This window comes from Streptomyces sp. NPDC093097, from assembly GCF_044754325.1.
Taxonomy (GTDB): Bacteria; Actinomycetota; Actinomycetes; order Streptomycetales; family Streptomycetaceae; genus Streptomyces.
Genome location: NZ_JBIVOW010000004.1, coordinates 51,087 through 70,814, shown reverse-complemented (window position 1 = coordinate 70,814; position 19,728 = coordinate 51,087). Strand labels below are relative to the sequence as shown.

The following is a 19,728-nucleotide window of genomic DNA, read 5'->3' as shown; positions in this document are numbered from 1 at the left end:
TCCCCGGGGCAGATCCCCGGGGCGGTTCAGCCGGCGGCGGACCGTTCCATCCGGCGGCGCAGGCTCAGCGGCCGCATGTCGGTCCACACCGCGTCGATGTGGGCCAGGCACTCCTCGCGGCTGCCTTCGGTGCCCTCGGCGTACCAGCCGTCCGGCAGCGGCCGGTCGGCCCACCAGATCGAGAACTGTTCCTCGTCGTTGCGGACCACGCGGTGGGTGTGGTCGCTGCTGTGGTCGTCCATGCGGGATCCCAGGGTCGGGGGCGGGGCGGGGCGGCGCGGCCGGTCAGTCCGCGATGATGCGGCGGACCTTCGCCTGGAACTCCTCGTAGCTGCCGTTGCGTTCCGCGACACCGGCGATGTGCTCCGCGATCTCGCGGAACGTCCGGCCCTCGAATCCCTCGAGCTCTTCGAGCACCTTCAGTTCGAGCTCGTTCTCCAGGTCGAGCAGCACCTGGACCATGGAGAACGAATCCAGGTCGCGCAGCTCTTCCGGCTCCGGGACGTCCGGCTGCTCGGCGCAAATCGTAGCGGCGGTACGGCGAATCAGCTCGGTGAATTCGTCGAGGAAGGTCGGGGCGTTGCTCTCGGTGGCAGTGGCGTTGTCCAACATGGTTTTCGTCTACGCTCCTTGGCCGCTCACGCGGTTGAATTCTCCGCCGTGCGGCGGGCATCCGAACGGAAAGAAAGTCCTGTGGCTGATCGGGCCCGAACGTAGCCCGCGGCACGGCCCGGGGGCAACGAGGTGACCTCGGGTTCCGTGCCCGCCGTCCCGCCGGCGAGACAACCGCCGCAAGAGTCCCGATCGCCTGCTTGACCGCCGGGGGCGGGCCTGCCTACCGTCCGGTGATTCCAGGGCCCGAGCCGATCGGATATCACCGGCCACGGCATTGCCGCCCGTATTCCCCGCGGTATAGAAAGCGGTACGGAAAAGCCAGGGATTTTCCCTGCGTTGGCGGCCTGGGTCAACCACGCTGAAAGAGGCAGAGGGTCAATGTTGTTTCCGCACACCGAGACCGGGCGGGTCGCGCTGCGCCCGGCCGGGCCGCAGGACGCCACCGAGGCATACCGGATCCTCTTTCAATTGGGGGCCGCGGGACTTCCCGTGCTGGACACCTTCGTCAAGAATTTCGGCGAGGGGCTCTCGGCGTGCTTCCTGGTGCACCGGAAGGACACCGACGAGGTCGTCGGGCTGAGCACCGTCTCCACCGCGACGCCCGCCGGGCACGTCCAGGTCGAGGTCCACCTCGCCGGACCGGAGGCGGCCGCACTCGCCGGCGACGTCCATGCGCTGACCGTCAACTTCGCCTTCGCCATGTGGCGGGTCCGCAAGGTCTACGTCCACCGGACGTCGCCGGACACCGGTGCGCTCGGCTTCGGGGCGGCCGGCACCGACCTGGTGCGCCCCGAGGCGGTCCTGCCCGACCACACGTATTTCCACGGCAGGTTGTGGGACGTCCACATCTTCGCCGTCCACCGTGACGACTGGAACACGCACGGTGTGGCCCTGCTCAAGCAGAGCGTCTGAAACCGGCCGGGCGGCGTCCGCCTCCGCACGGCCAACTCTTCGATCCTGACGGCAAACCCTGTTGGAGGTGACGTGCCGCGATGACCCAGCATGTGTGGGGTTACCTGCCGGAGTACGACAAGGAACGCGCGGACATTCTCGACGCGGTGGACACGGTGTTCGGCTCCGGGCAGCTGGTGCTGGGGAAGAGCGTCAAGGGCTTCGAGGCGGAATTCGCCGACTACCACGGCCTCGCCCACTGCGTCGGTGTCGACAACGGCACCAACGCCATCGTCCTCGCCCTGCGCGCGCTGGGCGTCGGCCCCGGGGACGAGGTGATCACGGTCTCCAACACCGCGGCCCCCACCGTCGTGGCGATCAACGCCGTCGGTGCCACCCCGGTGTTCGTCGACGTCCACCCCGACACCTACCTGATGGAGGTCGACCAGGTCGCCGCCGCCCTGACGCCGCGCACCCGGTGCCTGCTCCCGGTGCACCTGTACGGCCAGTGCGTCGACATGGCGCCGCTCAAGGCCCTGGCCGCCCAGCACGACCTGGTCGTCCTGGAGGACTGCGCGCAGGCGCACGGCGCCCGCCACCACGGCGCGCTCGCCGGCACGATGGGCGACGCCGCGGCGTTCTCCTTCTACCCGACCAAGGTGCTCGGCGCGTACGGCGACGCCGGCGCCGCGGTGACCGACGACCCGGAGGTCGACGCCCGGCTGCGGCGCCTGCGCTTCTACGGCATGGAGGACCGCTACTACGTCGTCGAGACGCCCGGCCACAACGCCCGGCTCGACGAGGTGCAGGCCGAGATCCTGCGCCGCAAGCTCACCCGCCTCGACGGCTACGTCGCCCGCCGCCGGGCGCTGGCCGACCGGTACGCGGCGGCGTTCAAGGGCACCGACCTGGTCACCCCGGTGACCGCGGCCGGCAACGACCACGTCTACTACGTCTACGTCGTCCGCCACCCGCGCCGGGACGCGCTCATGGCGGACCTCAAGGCCCGGCACGACATCGCGCTGAACATCAGCTACCCGTGGCCGGTGCACACCCAGTCCGGCTTCGCCCACCTCGGCTACGCCAAGGACGCGCTGCCGGTCACCACCCGGGTGGCCGACGAGATCTTCTCGCTGCCGATGTACCCGTCGCTGTCCGACGCGGAGCAGGAGCGGGTCATCGACGCGGTGTTCGACGTCATGGGAAGGCTCTGACCGCGGTGAGCCTCATGTCCACGGCCGAGTTCCACGCCTGGTGGGCCGAACGCCGCCAGGCGGGCGGGTTCTCGGTGGAGCGCATTGCCTTCGACGACCTGGACGCCTGGGGGTTCGAGCCGGGGACCGGCAACCTCGGCCACACCAGTGGGCGGTTCTTCACGGTCGAGGGGCTCCAGGTCCGCGCCGGCGGCAACGGCGGCGCGGAGCTGTGGTCCCAACCGGTCATCAACCAGCCGGAGATCGGCATCCTCGGCATCCTCGTCAAGGAGTTCGACGGGGTCCTGCACTGCCTGATGCAGGCCAAGATGGAGCCGGGGAACGCCAACACCATCCAGCTCTCGCCCACCGTGCAGGCCACCCGCAGCAACTACATGAAGGTCCACCAGGGCTCCGGCACCCGGTACTTGGAGCACTTCACCGGCCCGCGGCGCGGCCAGGTGCTGGTCGACGTCCTCCAGTCGGAACAGGGTGCCTGGTTCTGGCGCAAGCGCAACCGCAACATGGTGGTGCTCGCGACCGGGGACGTGCCGCTGCACGAGAACTTCTGCTGGCTGACCATCGACCAGCTGCGGGCGCTGATGACGGCGGACAACCTCGTCAACATGGACGCCCGCACGGTGCTGTCGTGCATGCCGTTCATGCTCCCCGACGAGGCCGAGCGGACCGGCGGCGACGCGTTCCGGGACGCGCTGGTGCGCTCGTACCAGTACCAGGGCGCGGCCCGGAGCCGGTCCGTGCCGGACAGCGCGGGCGCCATCCTGAGCTGGTTCACCGAGGCGAAGACCCACTGCGACTGGACCGCCCGGCTGGTGCCGCTGTCGCAGGTCGCCGGCTGGCGGCGGGACGACTGGGAGATCACCGACGAGAAGGCGGAGAACTTCCGCATCATCGCGGTGCGGGTCGCGGCCGGGACGCGGGAGGTCACCCGCTGGACGCAGCCGCTGCTGTACCCGCGCGGCGAGGGCCGGGCGGTGTTCGTGGCCCGGTCCATCGGCGGGGTGCTGCACCTGCTGGTGCGGGCCCGGCCGGAGTACGGCCTGATGGACCAGGTGGAGATGGCGCCGACGGTGCATCTGCACCCGGGCCAGGGCCTGGACGCCGTCCAGGAGGACTTCCTGCGCGAGACCCTCCAGCCCGGCGGCGGCACCGTGCGCTACGACCATGTGCTCTCGGAGGAGGGCGGGCGGTTCCACCACGCGCTGACCCGCTACCAGATCATCGAGGCCGGCGAGGACTTCCCGCTCGACGTGCCGCCGCACCTGTGCTGGATGACGGCCCGGCAGCTGACCGACCTCCTGCGCCACGGCCACTACCTCAACATCGAGGCCCGCTCCCTGCTCACCTGCCTGCTGAGCCTGTGCTGAGCGGGCGGGGCCGGGCGACCCGTACGCGGGGGACCTCTCGACTGGACCTAGCGACCTCTGAGACTGGTGGGCCATGTTTGACGCGGCACGCGTAACCGAAATGTCAATCAAGGGGGCATATCGCATCGTCCCCAACAAGATCCCGGACCTGCGCGGTTCGTTCTTCGAGGCGTTCCGGGCCGAGACGCTCACGGAGATCATCGGCTATCCGTTCACGGTCGGGCAGGCGAACTACTCCGTCAGCCGCCGGAACACCATGCGCGGTATCCACAGCACCTCCCTGCCGCCCGGCCAGGCCAAGTTGGTCACCTGCGTGCGGGGCGCGGTCCTGGACGTCGCGGTGGACCTGCGGGTGGGCTCGCCCACCTTCGGCAGCTACGACGTGACACCGCAGGACGAGGAGTCCGGCACCGCGGTGTACCTGGCCGACGGCATCGGCCACGCCTTCTTGACCCTCACCGACAACGCCTGCATGAACTACCTGTGTTCGGAGGCGTACGTCCCCGGCACGATGATCGAGGTCAACCCCCTGGACCCGGACATCGGCATCCCCTGGGGGCTCGCGGAGCCGCCGGTCATGTCGGAGAAGGACGCCACGGCGCCCACCCTGGCCGAGGCGGTGTCCCGCGGCATGCTGCCCGCCTATGAGGAGTGCCTGGCCCACTACGCGGCGCTGGGCAAGCCCTAGTGCCGCGGCACTAGGGCCTCCTCGCCCCGCGGCACAGGCGACCGCTCCCCTTCTTCTCGTCCCACGCTTCCCACGCTGAGCGGAGTTCTCCCACATGTTTAAGAGCACGAGCGATCGACTGCGCATCGGGATCATGGGGTGTGCGGATATCGCCTGGCGGCGGACGCTTCCGGCGATGGCGGGCAACCGCGCCGTGCGGGTCACGGCCATCGCCAGCCGGGACGAACGGTCCGCAGCGCGGTTCACCGAACGGTTCGGCGGGGTGCCGCTGGAAGGCTACGACGCCCTGCTCGACCGGGCCGACGTCGACGCCGTCTACATCCCGCTGCCCGGTCTGCTGCACGCCGAGTGGGTCGGCAAGGCGCTGGACGCGGGCAAGCACGTCCTGGTCGAGAAGCCGCTGACGGCCGGCCGCGAGGACACCGAGCAGCTGGTGGCCAGGGCCCGGGAGCGCCGCCTGGTGCTGCTGGAGAACTACATGTTCCTCTACCACTCCCAGCACACCGCGGTGCACAAGGCCCTGGCCGAGGACGCCATCGGCGAACTCCGGGGCTTCTCCAGCGCGTTCACCATCCCGCCGAAGCCCGAGGGCGACATCCGCTACCAGCGCGACGTCGGCGGCGGCGCCTTCCTGGACTTCGGGGGCTATCCGGTGCGGGCGGCGCAGTTCTTCCTCGGCAGCGATCTGCGGGTAGCCGGCGCGGTGTTCCGGCACGACCGGGAACGGGGCGTGGTGATGTCCGGCAGCGTGCTGCTGTTCACGCCCAAGGGGGTCCCGGCCCGGCTGACGTTCGGCATGGAGCACTCCTACCGCAACACCTACAGCCTCTCCGGCAGCACCGGACGCCTCACCCTGGACCGGGCGTTCACCCCGCCGGAGACCTACCAGCCCGTGATGCGGATCGAGCGGCAGGACCACGCCGAGCAGTTCGTGCTGCCCGCCGACCACCAGTTCGCCAACGTCATCGACACCTTCGTCGGCGCGGTGCTCGGCGGCCAGGACGTCTCCGCGCAGCAGGAGGGCTCACTGCGGCAGGCCGCGCTGATCGAGGAGATCCGGCAGAAGGCGCTGCTGGTCGAGGTCTGAAGCGGCGCACCGCACGCACGCCGATGGCCGTGCCCGTCCGCTCCGCGGAGGGCACGGCCATCGGCGTGCGTGCAGGCCCTAGGGAAGGAAGCCCTCGATGCGGGTGCCCGTGCCGTGGGCCAGGGCCGCGTCGCGCACCCAGCGGGCCAGGGCGAGGTCCAGGATGCCGAGGCCGAAGGGCGAGAAGATCGCGGTCCGCGCCGGGTCGCGGCGGAACGGCGTACTGCCGCGCAGCAGGGCGCCGAGCGGCGCGTCGATGAAGTCCCGGCCGCCGGTGGCCAGTTCGGCCAGGTGGAGGGTGGTCCGCTCGCGGCAGACGTGGTCGGCGTCGTCGACCACGTTCTGGGCGCCGAGGACCGCCTCGACGGTCAGGTCGCGCAGCGAGACGTGCAGGACCGTCGCGCCGGGCGGGCAGGCGGTCAGGTCCAGATGGGGTTCCACCGCGGAGGTCGCGAGGGAGACCAGCGGGTGGCCGGCCAGGGCCTGCTCCACCCGGTCGGCGACGGTGAACGTGACGTCGGGGGCCACCTCCCCGGCCCGGTCGGCGAAGGCCGCGGCACGGGTGCGGTCCAGGTCGAAGACCACCGCCTCGCGCAGGGACGGGAGGTGGGCCCTGGTGAAGCGCAGCACCTCGCGGTTGATCGGGCCGGTGCCGATCAGGGCGATACCGCGCGGCGCGGGGTCGGGGACGAGCCGGGCGGCGGCCAGCGCGGCGGAGGCCGCGGTGCGCTGGGCCGAGATCAGCGACGCCTCGATCAGCGCCTCGGGGGTGCCGTCGGCCATGGAGTTCAGCAGCATGGCGGCGCTGGCGCGGGCCCTGCCGTCGGCGACGTTCCCGGGGAAGCTGGCGATCCACTTCATGCCGGCGACCGCGTCCGGCCCGCCCACGTAGGCGGGCAGGCCGATGATGCGGTCCCGGGCCCGGTCGGGGAAGCGCAGGAACACCGAGTGCGGCAGGGCGGTGCGGCCCTCGTCGTGCAGCCGGTAGGTCTCGTCCACCAGGGCCAGCACCTGCCGCTCCTGGCCTCGCAGGGCGTCCCGGACCTCGTCGTGGCGGATGATCAGCACGAAACGGTCTCCTTCGGGTCGGGCGAGGCCGGTTCCGCCCACAGGTGCGTGACCTCGCCGAAGTGGTGACGCACCCAGGCGTCGGAGTAGATGGTGTCCAGATAGCGGTCGCCGCCGTCCGGCAGGACCAGCACGCAGCAGGACCCGGGCCGGATGTCCGGCGCGGCCTTGGCCAGCGCGGCGACCAGCGCGCCGGAGGAGCCCCCGGCCAGCAGCGCCTCGTGCCGCACCAGGCGCCGGCAGCCGACCACCGCGTCCAGGTCGCCGACGTGCACCACGCGGTCCGCGGCCGTGGGATCGAACAGGGCCGGCACCACGGCGGCGCCGTGCCCGGGGATGAGCCGGGGGCACGCCGCCGGCGAGCCGAAGATCTTGCTGCCGACCGCGTCCACCGCGACGACCGTCGTCGGCAGCGCGTGCTGCCGCACGTAGGCGGCGCAGCCGTTCAGCGTCCCCGTGGTGCCGGCCGCGCAGAACAGGTAGTCCACCGCGCCGTCCAGGGACCGGTCGATCTCGCGCATGGTCTCCAGATGGGCCCGGGGGTTGAACGGGTTCCCGTACTGGCCCGGTACGTAGGCGTCCGGGAGCGCGGCCGCCAACCGGGCGACCCGGCGCAGCCGTTGCGGCAGATACGCGCCGGAGGCCGGATCGGGCTCGGTGACCACCTCGACCTCGGCGCCGTAGGCACGCAGGATCGCCAGGTTCTGCTCGGTGGTGCGGGCGTCCACGACGCAGACGAGGCGCAGCCCGTAGTAGCAGCAGATCTGCGCCAGGCCGATGGCGAGGTTCCCCGAACTGGACTCGATCACCGTGGTCCGGCCGGGGACCGCCTCGCCGGTGCGCAGGGCCTCGCGCAGCATGCTCAGCGCCGACCGGTCCTTGATGCTGCCGCCGGGGTTGAAGCGCTCGACCTTGGCGAACACTCGGAACGGGAGGTCGAGCGCGGCGGCCAGGCGCTCCAGCTCGACCAGCGGGGTGTCGCCCACCGTCGCGAGGATGCCCTTGAGCGGTTGTGCGGCCACCGCGTCAGCCCCCGGTGGACAGGCGCGGCAGGTCCTCCGGGCCGAACAGGTCCGGCCGGGTCCAGCCGTCGAGGTCGTACTCCGCCAGGCACTGGTCCGCGAACCCCTTCAGGGAGTCCGCCTGGCCGCGCGCCTGGTAGCTCAGCAGGGTCTGCACCCGGATGCCCTCGTGGTCGCCGCCGTAGTTCCGCTCGTACAGCTCGTGCCGGCCGGCGAACTCGGTGCCGACCGCGTCCCACAGCAGCTTCAGCAGCTTGACCCGGTCCACCGCCTCGACGCCCCGCGAACCGCGCAGATAGCGGTCGAGGTACGGGCGGATCTGCGGGTTCTTCCAGTCGCTGGAGTGCGAGTTGAGGTAGATCAGGCCGCTGCCGACGGTCTGCTGGATGATCTCCTTGATCCGCGGATAGCCGATGCCCATGAACGTCCGGTACGCCAGGCCGTAGTTGAGGTTGGGCTGGACCGCGCCGCCCACCCACGGGGTGGGCGACTTCGCCATCGCATCCGACATGCCCCAGAACATGTCGCGCCAGTTGAGCACCTCGCCGATCTGCGCCTGGACGCCCCGGAACCCGGAGGTGCCGGTCACCTCCACCGCCTTCAGCAGGCACCCCGCGATGAAGTCCAGCTTCACCGCCAGCCGGGTGCAGCCGTGGAAGGTGAAGCGCTCCAGGAAGCCGGAGCGGGTGGCGAACGCGTTGGCCGCCACCGCGTCGTACATGAACACGTTCTCCCAGGGGACCAGCACCCGGTCCAGGACCATGATGGAGTCGTTCTCGTCCAGCCGGCTCGACAGCGGGTAGTCGAAGGGGCTCCCCAGCAGCGCGGCGTGCATCTCGTAGGAGGTGCGGCAGAACAGCTTCAGGCCGGGGGCGTTCATCGGCAGCGTGAACATCACGCCGAACCGCTTGTCGCGCAGCGGCAGGCCCATGTGCGCGATGAGGTTGGCGTTGGTCAGCGCCGAGGAGGTCGCCACGACCTTGGCGCCGGAGACCACCAGGCCGGCGTCGGTCTCCTCCTCGACGTGCACGCAGACGTCGGCGGTCCGGTCGGCCGGCCGGTCGCGGTCCACCGGCGGGTGGACGATCGCGTGGTTGAAGAACAGCACCTGCTCCTGCGCCCGGCGGTACCAGGTCAGCGCGTTGTCCCGGAAGGGCCCGTAGAAGTCCGCGTTCGCCTTCAGGGTCCCGAAGAACGCCGCCTTGTAGTCGGGGGTGCGGCCCATCCAGCCGTAGACCAGGCGCTGCCAGGCCACGATCGCGTCGCGCGCGGTGACCAGGTCCTCGGCGCTCGTGGCGGTCTTGAAGAACGGGTGGGTGAAGCCGCCGTTCCCGGTGTCCGTGGGCACGCTCAGCACCCCGCGGGACTCCGGTGCGTGCAGCACGTCGTAGAGCTGCGCGAGCGAGCGGGCGCTGTTGCGGAACGCGGGGTGCGCGGTGACGTCCCGGACCCGCTCGCCGTGGATATAGACCTCGCGCCCGTCCCGCAGGGACTCCAGGTATGCGGCACCGGTCATCGGACGGTCGTTGTTCGGCGCGTCCGTGTTCGTACCTGACGCTGTGGTCAACTCGGCCTTCTCTCGCAGAAAAGGGCAGCCGGCCTGCGGCGGCTGCCTCGGCGGCGGGGCAGGGGAGCATCCGGACGGCGGCGCACCGGTGGCGGCGGGCCGCCCGCGTCAACAGGCAGCGGCCGCACCGGACTTGGCAGGGGCGGGCGCGGCGGTCCACGGGTCGGTGAACGGCGGCGGAGCGGGGCGGGAACGCTCCGCCGGGCCGCTGTGGAGGGGCTGTTGCCGTCCCGCCGGCGAGACGGGGCCGGGCGTACGCGATGCTGTCCCGGGGAGCCGCCCGAAACTAAAGTCCCGGGCGGTCCGACCAAGGTATCGTCCATCGGCCGACCCGTCCTCGGGAAGGGATCACGCCGGTAAAGTCCCGATCGTGCCCGACTCCCTGACCGCTTCCGCGCCCGTGCGACGGAGTCCACGGGACTGGACCGTGGACACCGCGCTGTTCCTCCTTGCGGTGGCCTACGGCGTGGTGAGCGCCAAGGGCCGCGCACCGGCGGACCCCGGGATCGGCCTCGACTGGGCCGACGTCGAGCAGATGGCCGGGGTGTTCGGCTGCGTCCTGCTGTGGCTGCGCCGGCGCAAGCCGGTCGAGGTCGCCTTCGTGCTGATCGGCCTCTCGGTGCTGTTCGAGATGGTGGCCGGCGCGATGCTGGTCGCGCTGTTCTCGGTCGCGGTCCACCGCTCCCCGCGGACCACCGCGGTCGTCTACACCGCCGGCCTGCTGCCGGTCGTCTCCGATGTCTTCATCCGCCCCGACGCGGCGCTGCCGGCCTTCCACTTCTTCCTCTTCGGCACCATCGTCCAGGCCGGCGCGGTCGGTTGGGGCCTGTTCATCCACCACCGGCGCAAACTCCTGGTGCAGGTCGCGGCCCAGGCCGCGCTGCGCGCCGAACAGGTCCAGCTGCGGGCCCGGGAGGAGGTGGCCAGGGAGATGCACGACGTCCTGGGCCACCGGCTGTCGCTGCTGGCCCTGCACGCCGGTGCCCTGGAGTACCGCCCCGACGCCCCCAGCGAGGACGTCGCCCGGGCCGCGGGGGTGATCAGGGAGAGCGCGCACCAGGCGCTCCAGGACCTGCGCGAGGTGCTGGGCGTGCTGCGGGCGCCGGCCGGTGAACTGCCCCAGCCCACCCTGGCCGATGTGCACCGGCTTGTCGCAGAGTCGTGTGCGGCCGGGATGCGGGTGCGCCTGCTCAAGGAGATCCCGGAGGCCGCCCCCGACCTGATCGGCCGCACCGCCTACCGGGTCGTCCAGGAAGCGCTCACCAACGTCCGCAAGCACGCCCCCGGGGCGGCCGCTCGCGTCCAGGTGACCGGGAAGGCGGGGGAGGGGCTCACCGTCGAGGTGGCCAACGCCGCGGCCGGCACCCGGCCCGCCGCCCCGGCGGGCGCCGCCGCGGGGCAGGGGCTGGCGGGGCTGGCCGAGCGGGTGGCACTGGCCGGCGGACGACTGGAGTACGGCCCGGCCGGCGACGGCGGCTGGGAGGTCGCGGCGGCGCTGCCGTGGCCGCGGGAGGCGTAGCGCCGGCCCGGTGGTGCGGACGGGCGGATCGTGCGCCGCGCACGGATACGGGCTTTTCGATGTCAAGGGGCGCCCCGCGCGGGGTTTCCGAGCTATGAGTGGGAGTGATCTAGCTGTGCCGAAAGAGCTGAACCCGAAGGCCGACCAGCCCACGGTGGTCGCCGAGCCGATCCTGGGACAAATGCTGGTCTGTGTCGTGTTCGGGCTGATCGGGGCGGGGCTCGGCTGGCTGATCAAGGTGATCGCGAAGTGGCTGGTGACGCTGCCCTGGGCGCCCATGCAGGGCCCGGCGAAGCTGCTGGCCTCGATCCCGGAGCCCGGGCTGACCATCGGGGTGGTGGCCGCGGGCGGCCTCATCGGGCTGGTCGGCGGCGCGATCATCAAGTTCAGCGAGCTGTCGGTGAGCGTCGACGACAACCGGGTCGTCCTCACGCGCAAGGGCGAGCCGCGGGAGTTCGCGGCCTCGGACGTCGCGATGGCCTTCCTCGACGGCAAGCAGCTGGTGCTGCTCGGCCACCGCACCGAGGAACTCGCCCGGGAGGACTGCGACCAGGAGCGCCGCCGGCTGTCCGTGGCCTTCGCCGCGCACGGCTACACCTGGGCCGACGAGGACCCGTACAAGAAGGAGTTCCAGCTCTGGGTGCCGGAGAGCAAGAAGCTGCCGGCGCAGGCGCATGTGCTGCTCAAGGCCCGCGAGGAGCTGCTGCGCAAGCCCGGCTCAGGCGACCAGCTCCGGGAGCTGCGCGGCGAGTTGGTGGAGGCCGGCGTGGTCGTGCGGGACAAGGACAAGCGGCAGTACTGGCGCACGCTGAAGCGGTGAGGCCGGGGCGGCGGCGCGCCCCGCCCCGCCGCCCCACCTCCGCCGCGCTCCCGCGGCCCGCGCCTCATCCGCGCGCCGCGGCCACCTGCTCCACCAGGTCCCGGGCCACCGCGTTGGCGTGCGGGACGGCGCGCAGTTCCGCCCGCAGGTCCCGGGCCCGCTCCCGGAAGGCGCCGTCCTCCAGCAGCCTGAGCAGGGCGGCCCGGACGCTCTCCCCGGTGGCCCGGGTGGCGTGCGTGGTGAGGCCGGCGCCGTGCGCGGCCAGCCGCGACGACAGCAGCGGCTGGTCCACGTCCCAGGGCAGCGCCAGTTGGGGCACGCCGTAGAACGCCGCGGTGGTGAGGGTGCCCACCCCGGCGTGGTGGATGACCGCCGCGCAGGTCGGCAGCAGCGCCTGCATCGGCACGTACGGCACCAGGCGGGCGTTGTCCGGGATGCGCGCCAGGCGCTGCCGGGCCGCGTCGCTGACGGTCGCCACCAGCTCGATGTCCAGGTCGCCGACGGCGTCCAGGACGTCCTGGACGTCGACCGGGTAGGGCAGGCCGTGGTCGCTGACGGTGAGCCCCAGCGTCAGGGCCACCCGGGGGCGCCGCGGCGGCTCCCACAGCCAGCGGGGGACGACCGCGGGACCGCCGTAGGGCGTGAACCGCAGCGAGCGGTAGTCGAGTCCGGGCGCGTGGACCTGGAGCGACGGCGGCAGCAGGTCGATGCTGAACTGGCCGGTGACCATGGACTCGGAGAACTGCGCGCCGTAGCGGTCCGCGTAGCCGCCCAGCCACGACCCCAACGGGTCCTGTCCGCCCGGCTGTTGCGCGGACAGCCGCAGGAAGTGCTGCCGGGCGATCCCGTAGACGTCCGCGCCGATCAGCATCCGGGCGTGCGCGGCGCCGGTCGCCTCGGCCGCGATCGCGCCGGCGAAGGTCAGCGGCTCCCAGACGACCAGGTCGGGGCGCCAGTGCTGGGCGTACTCGGTGAGCGCGCCGGCCAGCGGCGCGTTGGTCATCTTGTGGGCGGCCCCGATCCGGACCCGGTAGGCGTCCCGGAGCCAGTCCAGGGTGATCTCCTTGGGCGCGCGCTCCGCGGCGTCGTACGGCTCGGCCAGGCCCGGCGCCAGTCGCGCGCCCGCGCCGTTGAGCCGGCCGGCGACCTGCCACAGGTCGCGGTCGCTGCCGACCGGCACCGCGGTCAGCCCGGCCTGGTTGACGGCCTTCGTCAGCTTCGGCTGGCAGGCCACCCGCACGTCGTGGCCGGCGGTGCGCAGCGCCCAGGCGAGCGGTGCCATCAGCAGGAAGTGGGTGCGCTCGGGGTAGCAGGTGAACAGAATGCGCATGGTGGGTCGGTTCCGTCTCCTCGTCAGCGGGCGGTGCGCCGTCAGCGGTGGCCGGCGCCGGTGCGGTGGCGGGCGGTGAGTTCTTCGAGGCGGGGGACGAGCTGGTTGGGGGTGGGCAGGGCCAGCAGTTCGGTGCGCAGGTCCGCGGCCCGGGCGCGGAAGGCCCCGTCGTCCAGCAGCCGCCGCAGCTGGTCGCGGAGGGCCGGGCCGGTCGCCGCGGTGTGCGCGACCTCCAGGCCGGCGCCGTGCTCGGTGAGCTTTTGGGCCAGCAGCGGTTCGTCGAAGCTGTAGGGGATCGACAGCTGCGGCACGCCGTACCGGGCGACGGTGCCGAGGGTGCCCGGCCCGGCGTGGTGGATGACGGCCGCGCAGGTCGGCGCCAGCGCGTGCAGCGGTACGAACGGGAGCAGCCGGGCGTTGTCCGGGACGCGGCGGAGTCTGGACTTCTCCGCGTCCGCGAGCGTCGCGACGACCTCGATGTCGAGCTCGCCCAGGGCGTCGAGGACGTCCTGGGCGCTGATGGTGTAGCCGTCGAAGAGGTCGGTCGCGGTCAGCCCCATCGTCAGTGCCACCCGCGGGCGTTCGGGCCGGGACCACAGCCACCCCGGGACCGTCGCCGGGCCGTTGTACGGGACGAACTGCATGCGCAGGTAGTCCAGGCCGTCGGCCTCGATCTGGAGGCTGCGGGGGAACTGGTCGACGGTGAAGTGGCCGGTGACCATGGCCTCGGTGAACTCCCCGCCGTACTTGCGGGCGTAGCCGCCCAGCCAGTGGGCGAGGTGGTCGGTGCGCCGGTCCGCGGGCTGCTGCGCCTTCAGCCGCAGGAAGTGCGCGCGGGCCACGCCGAAGACGTCGGCGCCGAAGAGGATGCGGGCGTGTGCGGCGCCGGTGGCGGTGGCCGCGATCGGGGCGGCGTAGGTGAGCGGGTCCCACAGGACCAGGTCCGGCCGCCAGTGCCGGGCGAACTCCACCAGCCCGGCGATCAGGGGGAAGTTCTCCGGTTTGTGGCCCTTCTCCACCGCGTCGTAGTAGCCGCCCAGCATCGGCTCCCAGCGTGCCTTCGACGGGTCCTCGGCCGCGTCCCAGGGCGCGTGCAGGCCGACCCGGGCCGCTTCGAGCCCCTCGGGGTCCCGCCGCGCCATCCGGAACACATCGCTGTCCCGGCCGACCGGGACGGCGGTGAGCCCGGCCTGGGTGACGACCGGCGCGAACGAGGGCTGGCAGGCGAAGCGGACCTCGTGCCCCGCGGTGCGCAGCGCCCAGGCCAGCGGCACCATGCTCAGGAAGATCGTCTTCTCCGGGATGACGGCGAACAGGACTCGCATCGGATGGCCTTCCAGGGGTTCAGGCGGGGGTGGCGCGGTGGCGGGCGGTGAGCTCTTCGAGGCGCGGGACGAGCTGGTTGGGGGTGGGCAGGGCGAGGGTCTCGTCGCGCAGTGCGGCCGCCCGCGCGGTGAACTGCGGTTCGGTCAGGAGGCGTTGGACGGCGGTGCGGACGGCCTGGCCGGTGGCGCGGCTGGTGTGCAGGTCGAGTCCGGCGCCGTGGGCGGTGAGCTTGCGGGCCAGGATCGGCTGGTCCCAGTGGTAGTGCAGGGACAGATGCGGCACCGGGTGGCGCGCGACGGTGGCGAGGGTGGCCGCCCCGGCGTGGTGGATGAAGGCCGAGCAGGTGGGGGCGAGGTGGTGGATGGGGACGTACGGGACCAGGCGGGCGTTGTCCGGGACGCGGCGGAGCCTGGCCTTCTCGGCGTCGGCGATCGTGGCCACCAGCTCGATGTCGAGGTCGGCGAGGGAGTCCAGCACCTCCTGGGTGTTGACGGTGTAACTGTCGTAGACGTCCGTGGCGGTCAGCCCCATGGTGAGCGCGACCCGCGGCTTCTCGGGCTGCTGCCACAGCCACTTCGGAACGGTGGCGGGACCGCCGTACGGGATGAACTGCGTGCGCACGTAGTCGAGTTCGGGTGCCCCCACCTGGAGGCTGCGGGGGAACTGGTCGACGGTGAAGTGGCCGCTGACCATGGCCTCGCTGAACTCCCCGCCGTACTTGCGGGCATAGCCGCCCAGCCAGTCGGCCATCGGGTCGGTGCACCGCTCCGCCGGCCGTTCCGCCCTCCGCCGCAGGAAATGGCCCCGGGCCACGCCGAAGACGTCGACGCCGAAGAGCAGCCGGGCGTGCGCGGCGCCGACGGCGGTGGCCGCGATCGCGCCCGCGTAGGCGAACGGTTCCCAGAGGACCAGGTCCGGCCGCCACTGCCGGGCGAACTCCACCAGGTCCGCGATCATGGGGAAGTTGTCCTCCCGCAGCGAGCCCACGGCCAGCTCGTAGCCGTCGCGCAGATGGTCCCAGGTGGCCCGCTCCGGGTCCTGGGTGACGTCCCACGGGGCCGGCAGGCCGACCCGGGACGCGGCGATCACCTCGGGATCGACGAAGTCCAGCATCCGGAAGGGGTTCTGGCGCCGCCCGACGGGGACGGCGGTGAGGCCGGCCTGGGTGATCGTGGGGGTGAAGGCGGGTTGGCTGGCGAAGCGGACCTCGTGTCCTGCGGTGCGCAGGGCCCAGGCCAGGGGGGCCATGTACTGGAAGATGCTTTTGTGGGGGTTGGTGGCGAACAGGACGCGCATGGCGGGTGGCCTCATGGGGTTCGGCGGGCGGGGGAGCGGAACTCTTCGGTGAGCCGCTCCAGTTGGGGGACCAGCTCGTTGGGCGTCGGCAGCGCGCACAGCTCGTCCCGCAGCGCGCTCGCCCGTTCCCGGAAGCCGGGCTCGCCCAGCAGCCGCAGCACCGCCTCGCGCACCGCCGGTGCGGTCGCCCGGTCGGCCCCGATCACCAGCGAGCCCCCCTGGGCCGCGGCCTGGCGGGCCAGCGTGGGACCGTCGAAGTCCCAGGGCAGCAGGAGCTGCGGGACAGGGTGTCGGGCCATCGTCATGAGGGTGCCGAAACCGGCGTGGTGGATGGCCAGGCTGCACGTCGGCGCGAGGGCGTGCAGCGGCACATAGGGCACCAGACGGGCGTTGTCCGGGACGCGGGTGAGCTTGCGCTGCTCGTCCTCGGGGAGGGTGGCGACCACCTCGATGTCGAGGTCGGCCAGTGAGGCGAGCACGTCCTGCACGCTGAACGCGTAGCCGGCGCCGTGCTCGGTGGCGCTGACGCCCATCGTCAGGGCCACCCGGGGCCGCTCGGGCGCGGTCCACAGCCACCGGGGCAGCGTCGCCGGCCCGCCGTAGGGGACGAACCGCATCGGCAGGGTCCGCAGGCCGCTCGCCAGCCGCAGCGACGCCGGGAGCTGGTCGACGGTGAAGTGGCCGGTGACCATGGATTCGGTGAACTCCCCGCCGTGCAGGCGGGCGTAGCCGCCCAGCCAGTCGCCGAGCGGATCGGAGTGCTGCGCCCGCGGCTGCCGGTCGCGCAGCCGCAGGAAGTGGTCGCGGGTGACGCCGAAGGCGTCCACGCTCCACAGCAGCCGGCCGTGCGCGGCACCGCACGCCGTCGCGGCGATGGGCGCCGCCATCGCCAGCGGCTCCCACAGCACGAGGTCGGGCTGCCAGGCGCGGGCGAAGCGGACCAGATCGGCGATCATCGGGAAGCTGGCCGGCTTGTGCCACAGGCGCACGATCTGCTCGTAGCCCTCGGTCAGATGCGCCCAGGTGGCCCGCTCGGGATCGTGCGCCACGTCGTAGGGCGCGGGCAGGCCGAACTCCGGCCGGTAGGACCAGTCCGGGAGGGTGTGCATCTGGCGGCGCAGCAGCTCCCACAGGTCGTAGTCCCGGCCGACCGGTACGGCGGTCAGCCCGGCCTGGGTGATCACGTCGGTGAACCACGGGGTGCCGGCGACCCGCACCTCGTGGCCCGCGGTCCGCAGCGCCCACGCCAGCGGCAGCAGGGGCAGGACGTGCGCCTTCTCGGGGTTGGCGACGAAGAGGACCCGCACGGCGTCAGCCCCCGCTCACGGCGGTGGCGGCGGCGCGGTCCCGCCGCTCGGCGACGAACCGCTCCAGCGTGGCCACCAGCGCGTTGGGGGTGGGCTGGGCGAGCATCCGGTCCCGCAGCCCGGCCGCGCCCCGGCGGATGCCCGGGTCGGACAGCAGGGTGCCAAGGCCCTCCCGGACGTCCGCGCCGGTGGCCTCCTTGGGGTTCAGCATCAGCCCGGCGCCGACCCGGGCGACGCCCTCGGCCAGCGCCGGACCGTCGTTGTCCCAGGGCAGCGTCAGCTGGGGCAGACCGCGCAGCGCCGTGGTGGCCAGGGTGCCGAAGCCGGCGTGGTGGATGACCGCGTCGCAGGTGGCGGCGAGCGCGTCCAGCGGCAGGAAGGACGCCACCGTGGTGTTGTCCGGGACGCGGGCGAGCTTGCGCTGCTCGGCCTCGGCGAGGGTGGCGACCAGCTCGATGTCCAGGTCGCCGAGCGCGTCGAGGACGTCCTGCACGCCCACCGCGTACTCCCCGCCGTGACCGGTGGTGCTCAGCCCCAGGGTGAGCGCCACCCGGGGCCGCCGCGGCGGGCGGCGCAGCCAGGCGGGGACGACGGCGGGGCCGCCGTAGGGCACGTACCGCAGCGGCAGGTACGCAAGGCCTGCGGCGCGGCGCTGGAGGCACTCCGGAACCAGGTCGACGGTGGCCTGGCCGGTGATCAGCTCCTCGGTGAACTCCCCGCCGTACTTGCGGGCGTAGCCGCCCAGCCAGTCGGCCATCGGGTCGGTGCGCCGGTCCGCCGGCTGCTGCGCCTTCAGCCGCAGGAAGTGCTCGCGGGCCACGCCGTACATGTCGGTGCCGAAGAGCAGCCGGACGTGCGCGGCGCCGACGGCCTGGGCGGCGAGCGCGCCCGCGTAGGTGAGCGGCTCCCAGACGACCAGGTCCGGCTGCCAGTTCCGGGCGAACTCCACCAGGTCGGCGACCATCGGCACGTTGCTGGTCTTGTGCCAGCGGTCGACCTGCGCGGCGTAGCCCTCGCTGAGGTACTCCCAGGTGATGTCCTCGTCCGCCCGCGCGGCCACGTCGTACGGCAGCGGCATGCCGCCCTTGTCGGCCTGGCCCAGCCAGCCGGGGTCCCGGGACAGGATCTGCCACAGGTCCCGGTCCCGGCCGACCGGGACGGCGGTGAGCCCGGCCTGGGTGATCTCCTCGGTGAACTTCGGCTGGCTGGCGAAGCGGACCTCGTGGCCGGCGGTGCGCAGCGCCCAGGCCAGGGGCGCCATGAGGAGGAAGTGGGTGCGCTCCGGATAGGCGGTGAACAGGACTCGCATGGGGCTGCCTTCCAGGGGTTCAGGCGGGGGTGGTGCGGTGGCGGGCGGTGAGTTCCTCAAGGCGCGGGACGAGCTGGTTGGGGCTGGGGAGGGCGAGGGTCTCGTCGCGCAGCGCGGCGGCCCGTGCGGTGAACCTGGGCTCGGTGAGGAGGCGTTGGACGGCGGTGCGGACGGCCTGGCCGGTGGCGCGGCTGGTGTGCAGGTCGAGTCCGGCGCCGTGGGCGGTGAGCTTGCGGGCCAGGATCGGCTGGTCGTAGTGGTAGTGCAGGGACAGGTGGGGCACGGGGTGGCGGGCGACGGTGGCGAGGGTGGCGGCGCCGGCGTGGTGGATGAACGCGGAGCAGGTGGGGGCGAGGTGGTGGATGGGGACGTACGGGACCAGGCGGGCGTTGTCCGGGACGCGGCGGAGCTTGGCCTTCTCGGCGTCGGCGATGGTGGCCACCAGCTCGATGTCGAGGTCGGCGAGGGCGTCCAGCAGCTCCTGGGTGTTGACCGTGTAGCCGTCGTAGACGTCGGTGGCGCTCAGGCCCATGGTGAGCGCGACGCGGGGCTTCTCGGGCTGCTGCCAGAGCCACTTGGGGACGGTGGCGGGACCGCCGTAGGGGATGAACTGGCAGCGTATGTAGTCGAGTTCGGGCGCCTCCACCTGGAGGCTGCGGGGGAACTGGTCGATGGTGAAGTGGCCGGTGACCATGGCCTCGCTGAACTCCGCGCCGTACTTGCGGGCGTAGCCGCCCAGCCAGTCGGCGAGCGGGTCGCTCTGCTCCGCGGGCGGCTGCTGCGCCTTCAGCCGCAGGAACTGCTGCCGGACGCCGCCGTGGACGTCGATGCCGAAGAGCAGTCGGGCGTGGGCTGCGCCGACGGCGGTGGCCGCGATCGGGCCGGCGAAGGTCAGCGGGTCCCAGAGGACCAGGTCCGGCCGCCACTGCCGGGCGAACTCCACCAGCCCGGCGATCATCGGGAAGGCCGTCTGGCGGTGCCGGTCGGCCACCGCGCGGGCCATCCCGGGCGCCAGGTACTCCCAGGTGTCCTTCCCCGGGTCGGTGAACGCGTCGTAGGGCTCCTCGATGCCCGCCCGGCCCGCGTCGAACCCGTTCTTGGACGCGCGGGCCGCCCACAGCTTGGCGTGGTCGCGCCCGACGGGGACGGCGGTGAGGCCGGCCTGGGTGATCGTGGGGGTGAAGGCGGGTTGGCTGGCGAAGCGGACCTCGTGTCCTGCGGTGCGCAGGGCCCAGGCCAGGGGTGCCATGTACTGGAAGATGCTTTTGTGGGGGTTGGTGGCGAACAGGACGCGCATGGCGG

Annotated in this window: 18 protein-coding genes; 7 read left to right on the top strand and 11 right to left on the bottom strand. The window is 72.6% G+C overall.

Translation table 11 applies throughout. The annotated features are described in order from the left end of the window. Positions 1-26 precede the first annotated feature (26 nt). Together ACIQE0_RS08140 and ACIQE0_RS08135 are read right to left on the bottom strand one after the other, a co-directional pair. Positions 27-242: an MbtH family NRPS accessory protein gene (locus ACIQE0_RS08140; RefSeq protein ID WP_366332506.1), complete on the bottom strand. Its 216-nt coding sequence runs from the start codon at positions 240-242 to the stop codon at positions 27-29. Between the two features lie 43 nt (positions 243-285). Then, positions 286-612 (bottom strand): hypothetical protein, encoded by a 327-nt coding sequence (locus ACIQE0_RS08135; protein ID WP_366332504.1) that lies wholly within the window; start codon positions 610-612, stop codon positions 286-288. A gap of 381 nt (positions 613-993) precedes the next feature. Here ACIQE0_RS08135 and ACIQE0_RS08130 point away from each other — a divergent pair, with 381 nt between their 5' ends. From ACIQE0_RS08130 to ACIQE0_RS08110, 5 genes are all read left to right on the top strand, one after another. Next, positions 994-1,527, top strand: a complete 534-nt coding sequence (locus ACIQE0_RS08130) for a GNAT family N-acetyltransferase (RefSeq protein WP_402329910.1) — start codon at positions 994-996, stop codon at positions 1,525-1,527. 80 nt (positions 1,528-1,607) lie between these two features. Further along, entirely contained in the window at positions 1,608-2,720 is a 1,113-nt protein-coding gene (locus tag ACIQE0_RS08125) for a DegT/DnrJ/EryC1/StrS family aminotransferase (protein ID WP_366332500.1), read from the top strand. Between the two features lie 14 nt (positions 2,721-2,734). After that, on the top strand, positions 2,735-4,087 hold the full coding sequence (locus tag ACIQE0_RS08120; protein WP_402329908.1) for an NDP-hexose 2,3-dehydratase family protein: 1,353 nt from the start codon (positions 2,735-2,737) through the stop codon (positions 4,085-4,087). Between the two features lie 100 nt (positions 4,088-4,187). Beyond that, positions 4,188-4,775, top strand: a complete 588-nt coding sequence (locus tag ACIQE0_RS08115; RefSeq protein WP_402329906.1) for a dTDP-4-dehydrorhamnose 3,5-epimerase family protein — start codon at positions 4,188-4,190, stop codon at positions 4,773-4,775. Between the two features lie 94 nt (positions 4,776-4,869). Next, positions 4,870-5,862 (top strand): Gfo/Idh/MocA family oxidoreductase, encoded by a 993-nt coding sequence (locus ACIQE0_RS08110; protein ID WP_366332494.1) that lies wholly within the window; start codon positions 4,870-4,872, stop codon positions 5,860-5,862. Between the two features lie 78 nt (positions 5,863-5,940). Here the strand turns inward: ACIQE0_RS08110 and sbnB are convergent, their stop codons facing one another. From sbnB to ACIQE0_RS08095, 3 genes are read right to left on the bottom strand one after another with little or no spacing between them, the layout of a single operon-like run. After that, positions 5,941-6,930, bottom strand: coding sequence for a 2,3-diaminopropionate biosynthesis protein SbnB (gene sbnB / locus ACIQE0_RS08105; protein WP_402329904.1), 990 nt, complete (start codon positions 6,928-6,930; stop codon positions 5,941-5,943). After that, on the bottom strand, positions 6,924-7,952 hold the full coding sequence (gene sbnA, locus ACIQE0_RS08100) for a 2,3-diaminopropionate biosynthesis protein SbnA (protein WP_402329902.1): 1,029 nt from the start codon (positions 7,950-7,952) through the stop codon (positions 6,924-6,926). Before sbnA ends, sbnB begins: the two co-directional genes overlap by 7 nt. Before the next feature lie 4 nt (positions 7,953-7,956). Further along, positions 7,957-9,468, bottom strand: coding sequence for a 4-hydroxyphenylacetate 3-hydroxylase N-terminal domain-containing protein (locus tag ACIQE0_RS08095; RefSeq protein WP_366332491.1), 1,512 nt, complete (start codon positions 9,466-9,468; stop codon positions 7,957-7,959). Positions 9,469-9,889: 421 nt separating this feature from the next. On the opposite strand from ACIQE0_RS08095, the gene ACIQE0_RS08090 reads away from it, so the two are divergent. After that, entirely contained in the window at positions 9,890-11,038 is a 1,149-nt protein-coding gene (locus ACIQE0_RS08090) for a histidine kinase (RefSeq protein WP_366332490.1), read from the top strand. 115 nt (positions 11,039-11,153) lie between these two features. Next, positions 11,154-11,858, top strand: coding sequence for a hypothetical protein (locus tag ACIQE0_RS08085; protein WP_366332489.1), 705 nt, complete (start codon positions 11,154-11,156; stop codon positions 11,856-11,858). Between the two features lie 64 nt (positions 11,859-11,922). Here the strand turns inward: ACIQE0_RS08085 and ACIQE0_RS08080 are convergent, their stop codons facing one another. Genes ACIQE0_RS08080 through ACIQE0_RS08055 form a run of 6 tightly spaced genes read right to left on the bottom strand, consistent with a single transcriptional unit; the run spans position 11,923 to position 19,723 of the window. Continuing rightward, positions 11,923-13,188: an activator-dependent family glycosyltransferase gene (locus tag ACIQE0_RS08080; RefSeq protein WP_402329899.1), complete on the bottom strand. Its 1,266-nt coding sequence runs from the start codon at positions 13,186-13,188 to the stop codon at positions 11,923-11,925. Positions 13,189-13,229: 41 nt separating this feature from the next. Beyond that, positions 13,230-14,513, bottom strand: a complete 1,284-nt coding sequence (locus ACIQE0_RS08075; RefSeq protein WP_366332487.1) for an activator-dependent family glycosyltransferase — start codon at positions 14,511-14,513, stop codon at positions 13,230-13,232. Between the two features lie 19 nt (positions 14,514-14,532). Next, on the bottom strand, positions 14,533-15,810 hold the full coding sequence (locus ACIQE0_RS08070) for an activator-dependent family glycosyltransferase (RefSeq protein WP_402329896.1): 1,278 nt from the start codon (positions 15,808-15,810) through the stop codon (positions 14,533-14,535). An 11-nt stretch (positions 15,811-15,821) separates the two neighbouring features. Beyond that, on the bottom strand, positions 15,822-17,117 hold the full coding sequence (locus ACIQE0_RS08065; protein WP_402329894.1) for an activator-dependent family glycosyltransferase: 1,296 nt from the start codon (positions 17,115-17,117) through the stop codon (positions 15,822-15,824). A gap of 4 nt (positions 17,118-17,121) precedes the next feature. Beyond that, positions 17,122-18,426 carry an activator-dependent family glycosyltransferase gene (locus tag ACIQE0_RS08060; RefSeq protein WP_402329892.1) on the bottom strand — a complete coding sequence of 435 codons (1,305 nt, stop codon included), beginning with the start codon at positions 18,424-18,426 and terminating at the stop codon, positions 17,122-17,124. 19 nt (positions 18,427-18,445) lie between these two features. Next, complete coding sequence (locus ACIQE0_RS08055) at positions 18,446-19,723, bottom strand: activator-dependent family glycosyltransferase (protein ID WP_402329890.1); 1,278 nt, start codon at positions 19,721-19,723, stop codon at positions 18,446-18,448. Positions 19,724-19,728 lie beyond the last annotated feature (5 nt).

Bases quoted from the DNA above. Each gene is read 5' to 3' on its own strand.
- ACIQE0_RS08120 (WP_402329908.1), top strand. From the start codon at position 2,735: ATGTCCACGGCCGAGTTCCACGCCTGGTGGGCCGAACGCCGCCAGGCG.
- ACIQE0_RS08140 (WP_366332506.1), bottom strand. From the start codon at position 242: ATGGACGACCACAGCAGCGACCACACCCACCGCGTGGTCCGCAACGAC.
- ACIQE0_RS08080 (WP_402329899.1), bottom strand. From the start codon at position 13,188: ATGCGCATTCTGTTCACCTGCTACCCCGAGCGCACCCACTTCCTGCTG.
- ACIQE0_RS08095 (WP_366332491.1), bottom strand. From the start codon at position 9,468: ATGACCGGTGCCGCATACCTGGAGTCCCTGCGGGACGGGCGCGAGGTC.
- ACIQE0_RS08075 (WP_366332487.1), bottom strand. From the start codon at position 14,513: ATGCGAGTCCTGTTCGCCGTCATCCCGGAGAAGACGATCTTCCTGAGC.
- ACIQE0_RS08110 (WP_366332494.1), top strand. From the start codon at position 4,870: ATGTTTAAGAGCACGAGCGATCGACTGCGCATCGGGATCATGGGGTGT.
- ACIQE0_RS08130 (WP_402329910.1), top strand. From the start codon at position 994: ATGTTGTTTCCGCACACCGAGACCGGGCGGGTCGCGCTGCGCCCGGCC.
- ACIQE0_RS08125 (WP_366332500.1), top strand. From the start codon at position 1,608: ATGACCCAGCATGTGTGGGGTTACCTGCCGGAGTACGACAAGGAACGC.
- ACIQE0_RS08060 (WP_402329892.1), bottom strand. From the start codon at position 18,426: ATGCGAGTCCTGTTCACCGCCTATCCGGAGCGCACCCACTTCCTCCTC.
- ACIQE0_RS08115 (WP_402329906.1), top strand. From the start codon at position 4,188: ATGTCAATCAAGGGGGCATATCGCATCGTCCCCAACAAGATCCCGGAC.
- ACIQE0_RS08055 (WP_402329890.1), bottom strand. From the start codon at position 19,723: ATGCGCGTCCTGTTCGCCACCAACCCCCACAAAAGCATCTTCCAGTAC.
- ACIQE0_RS08070 (WP_402329896.1), bottom strand. From the start codon at position 15,810: ATGCGCGTCCTGTTCGCCACCAACCCCCACAAAAGCATCTTCCAGTAC.
- ACIQE0_RS08135 (WP_366332504.1), bottom strand. From the start codon at position 612: ATGTTGGACAACGCCACTGCCACCGAGAGCAACGCCCCGACCTTCCTC.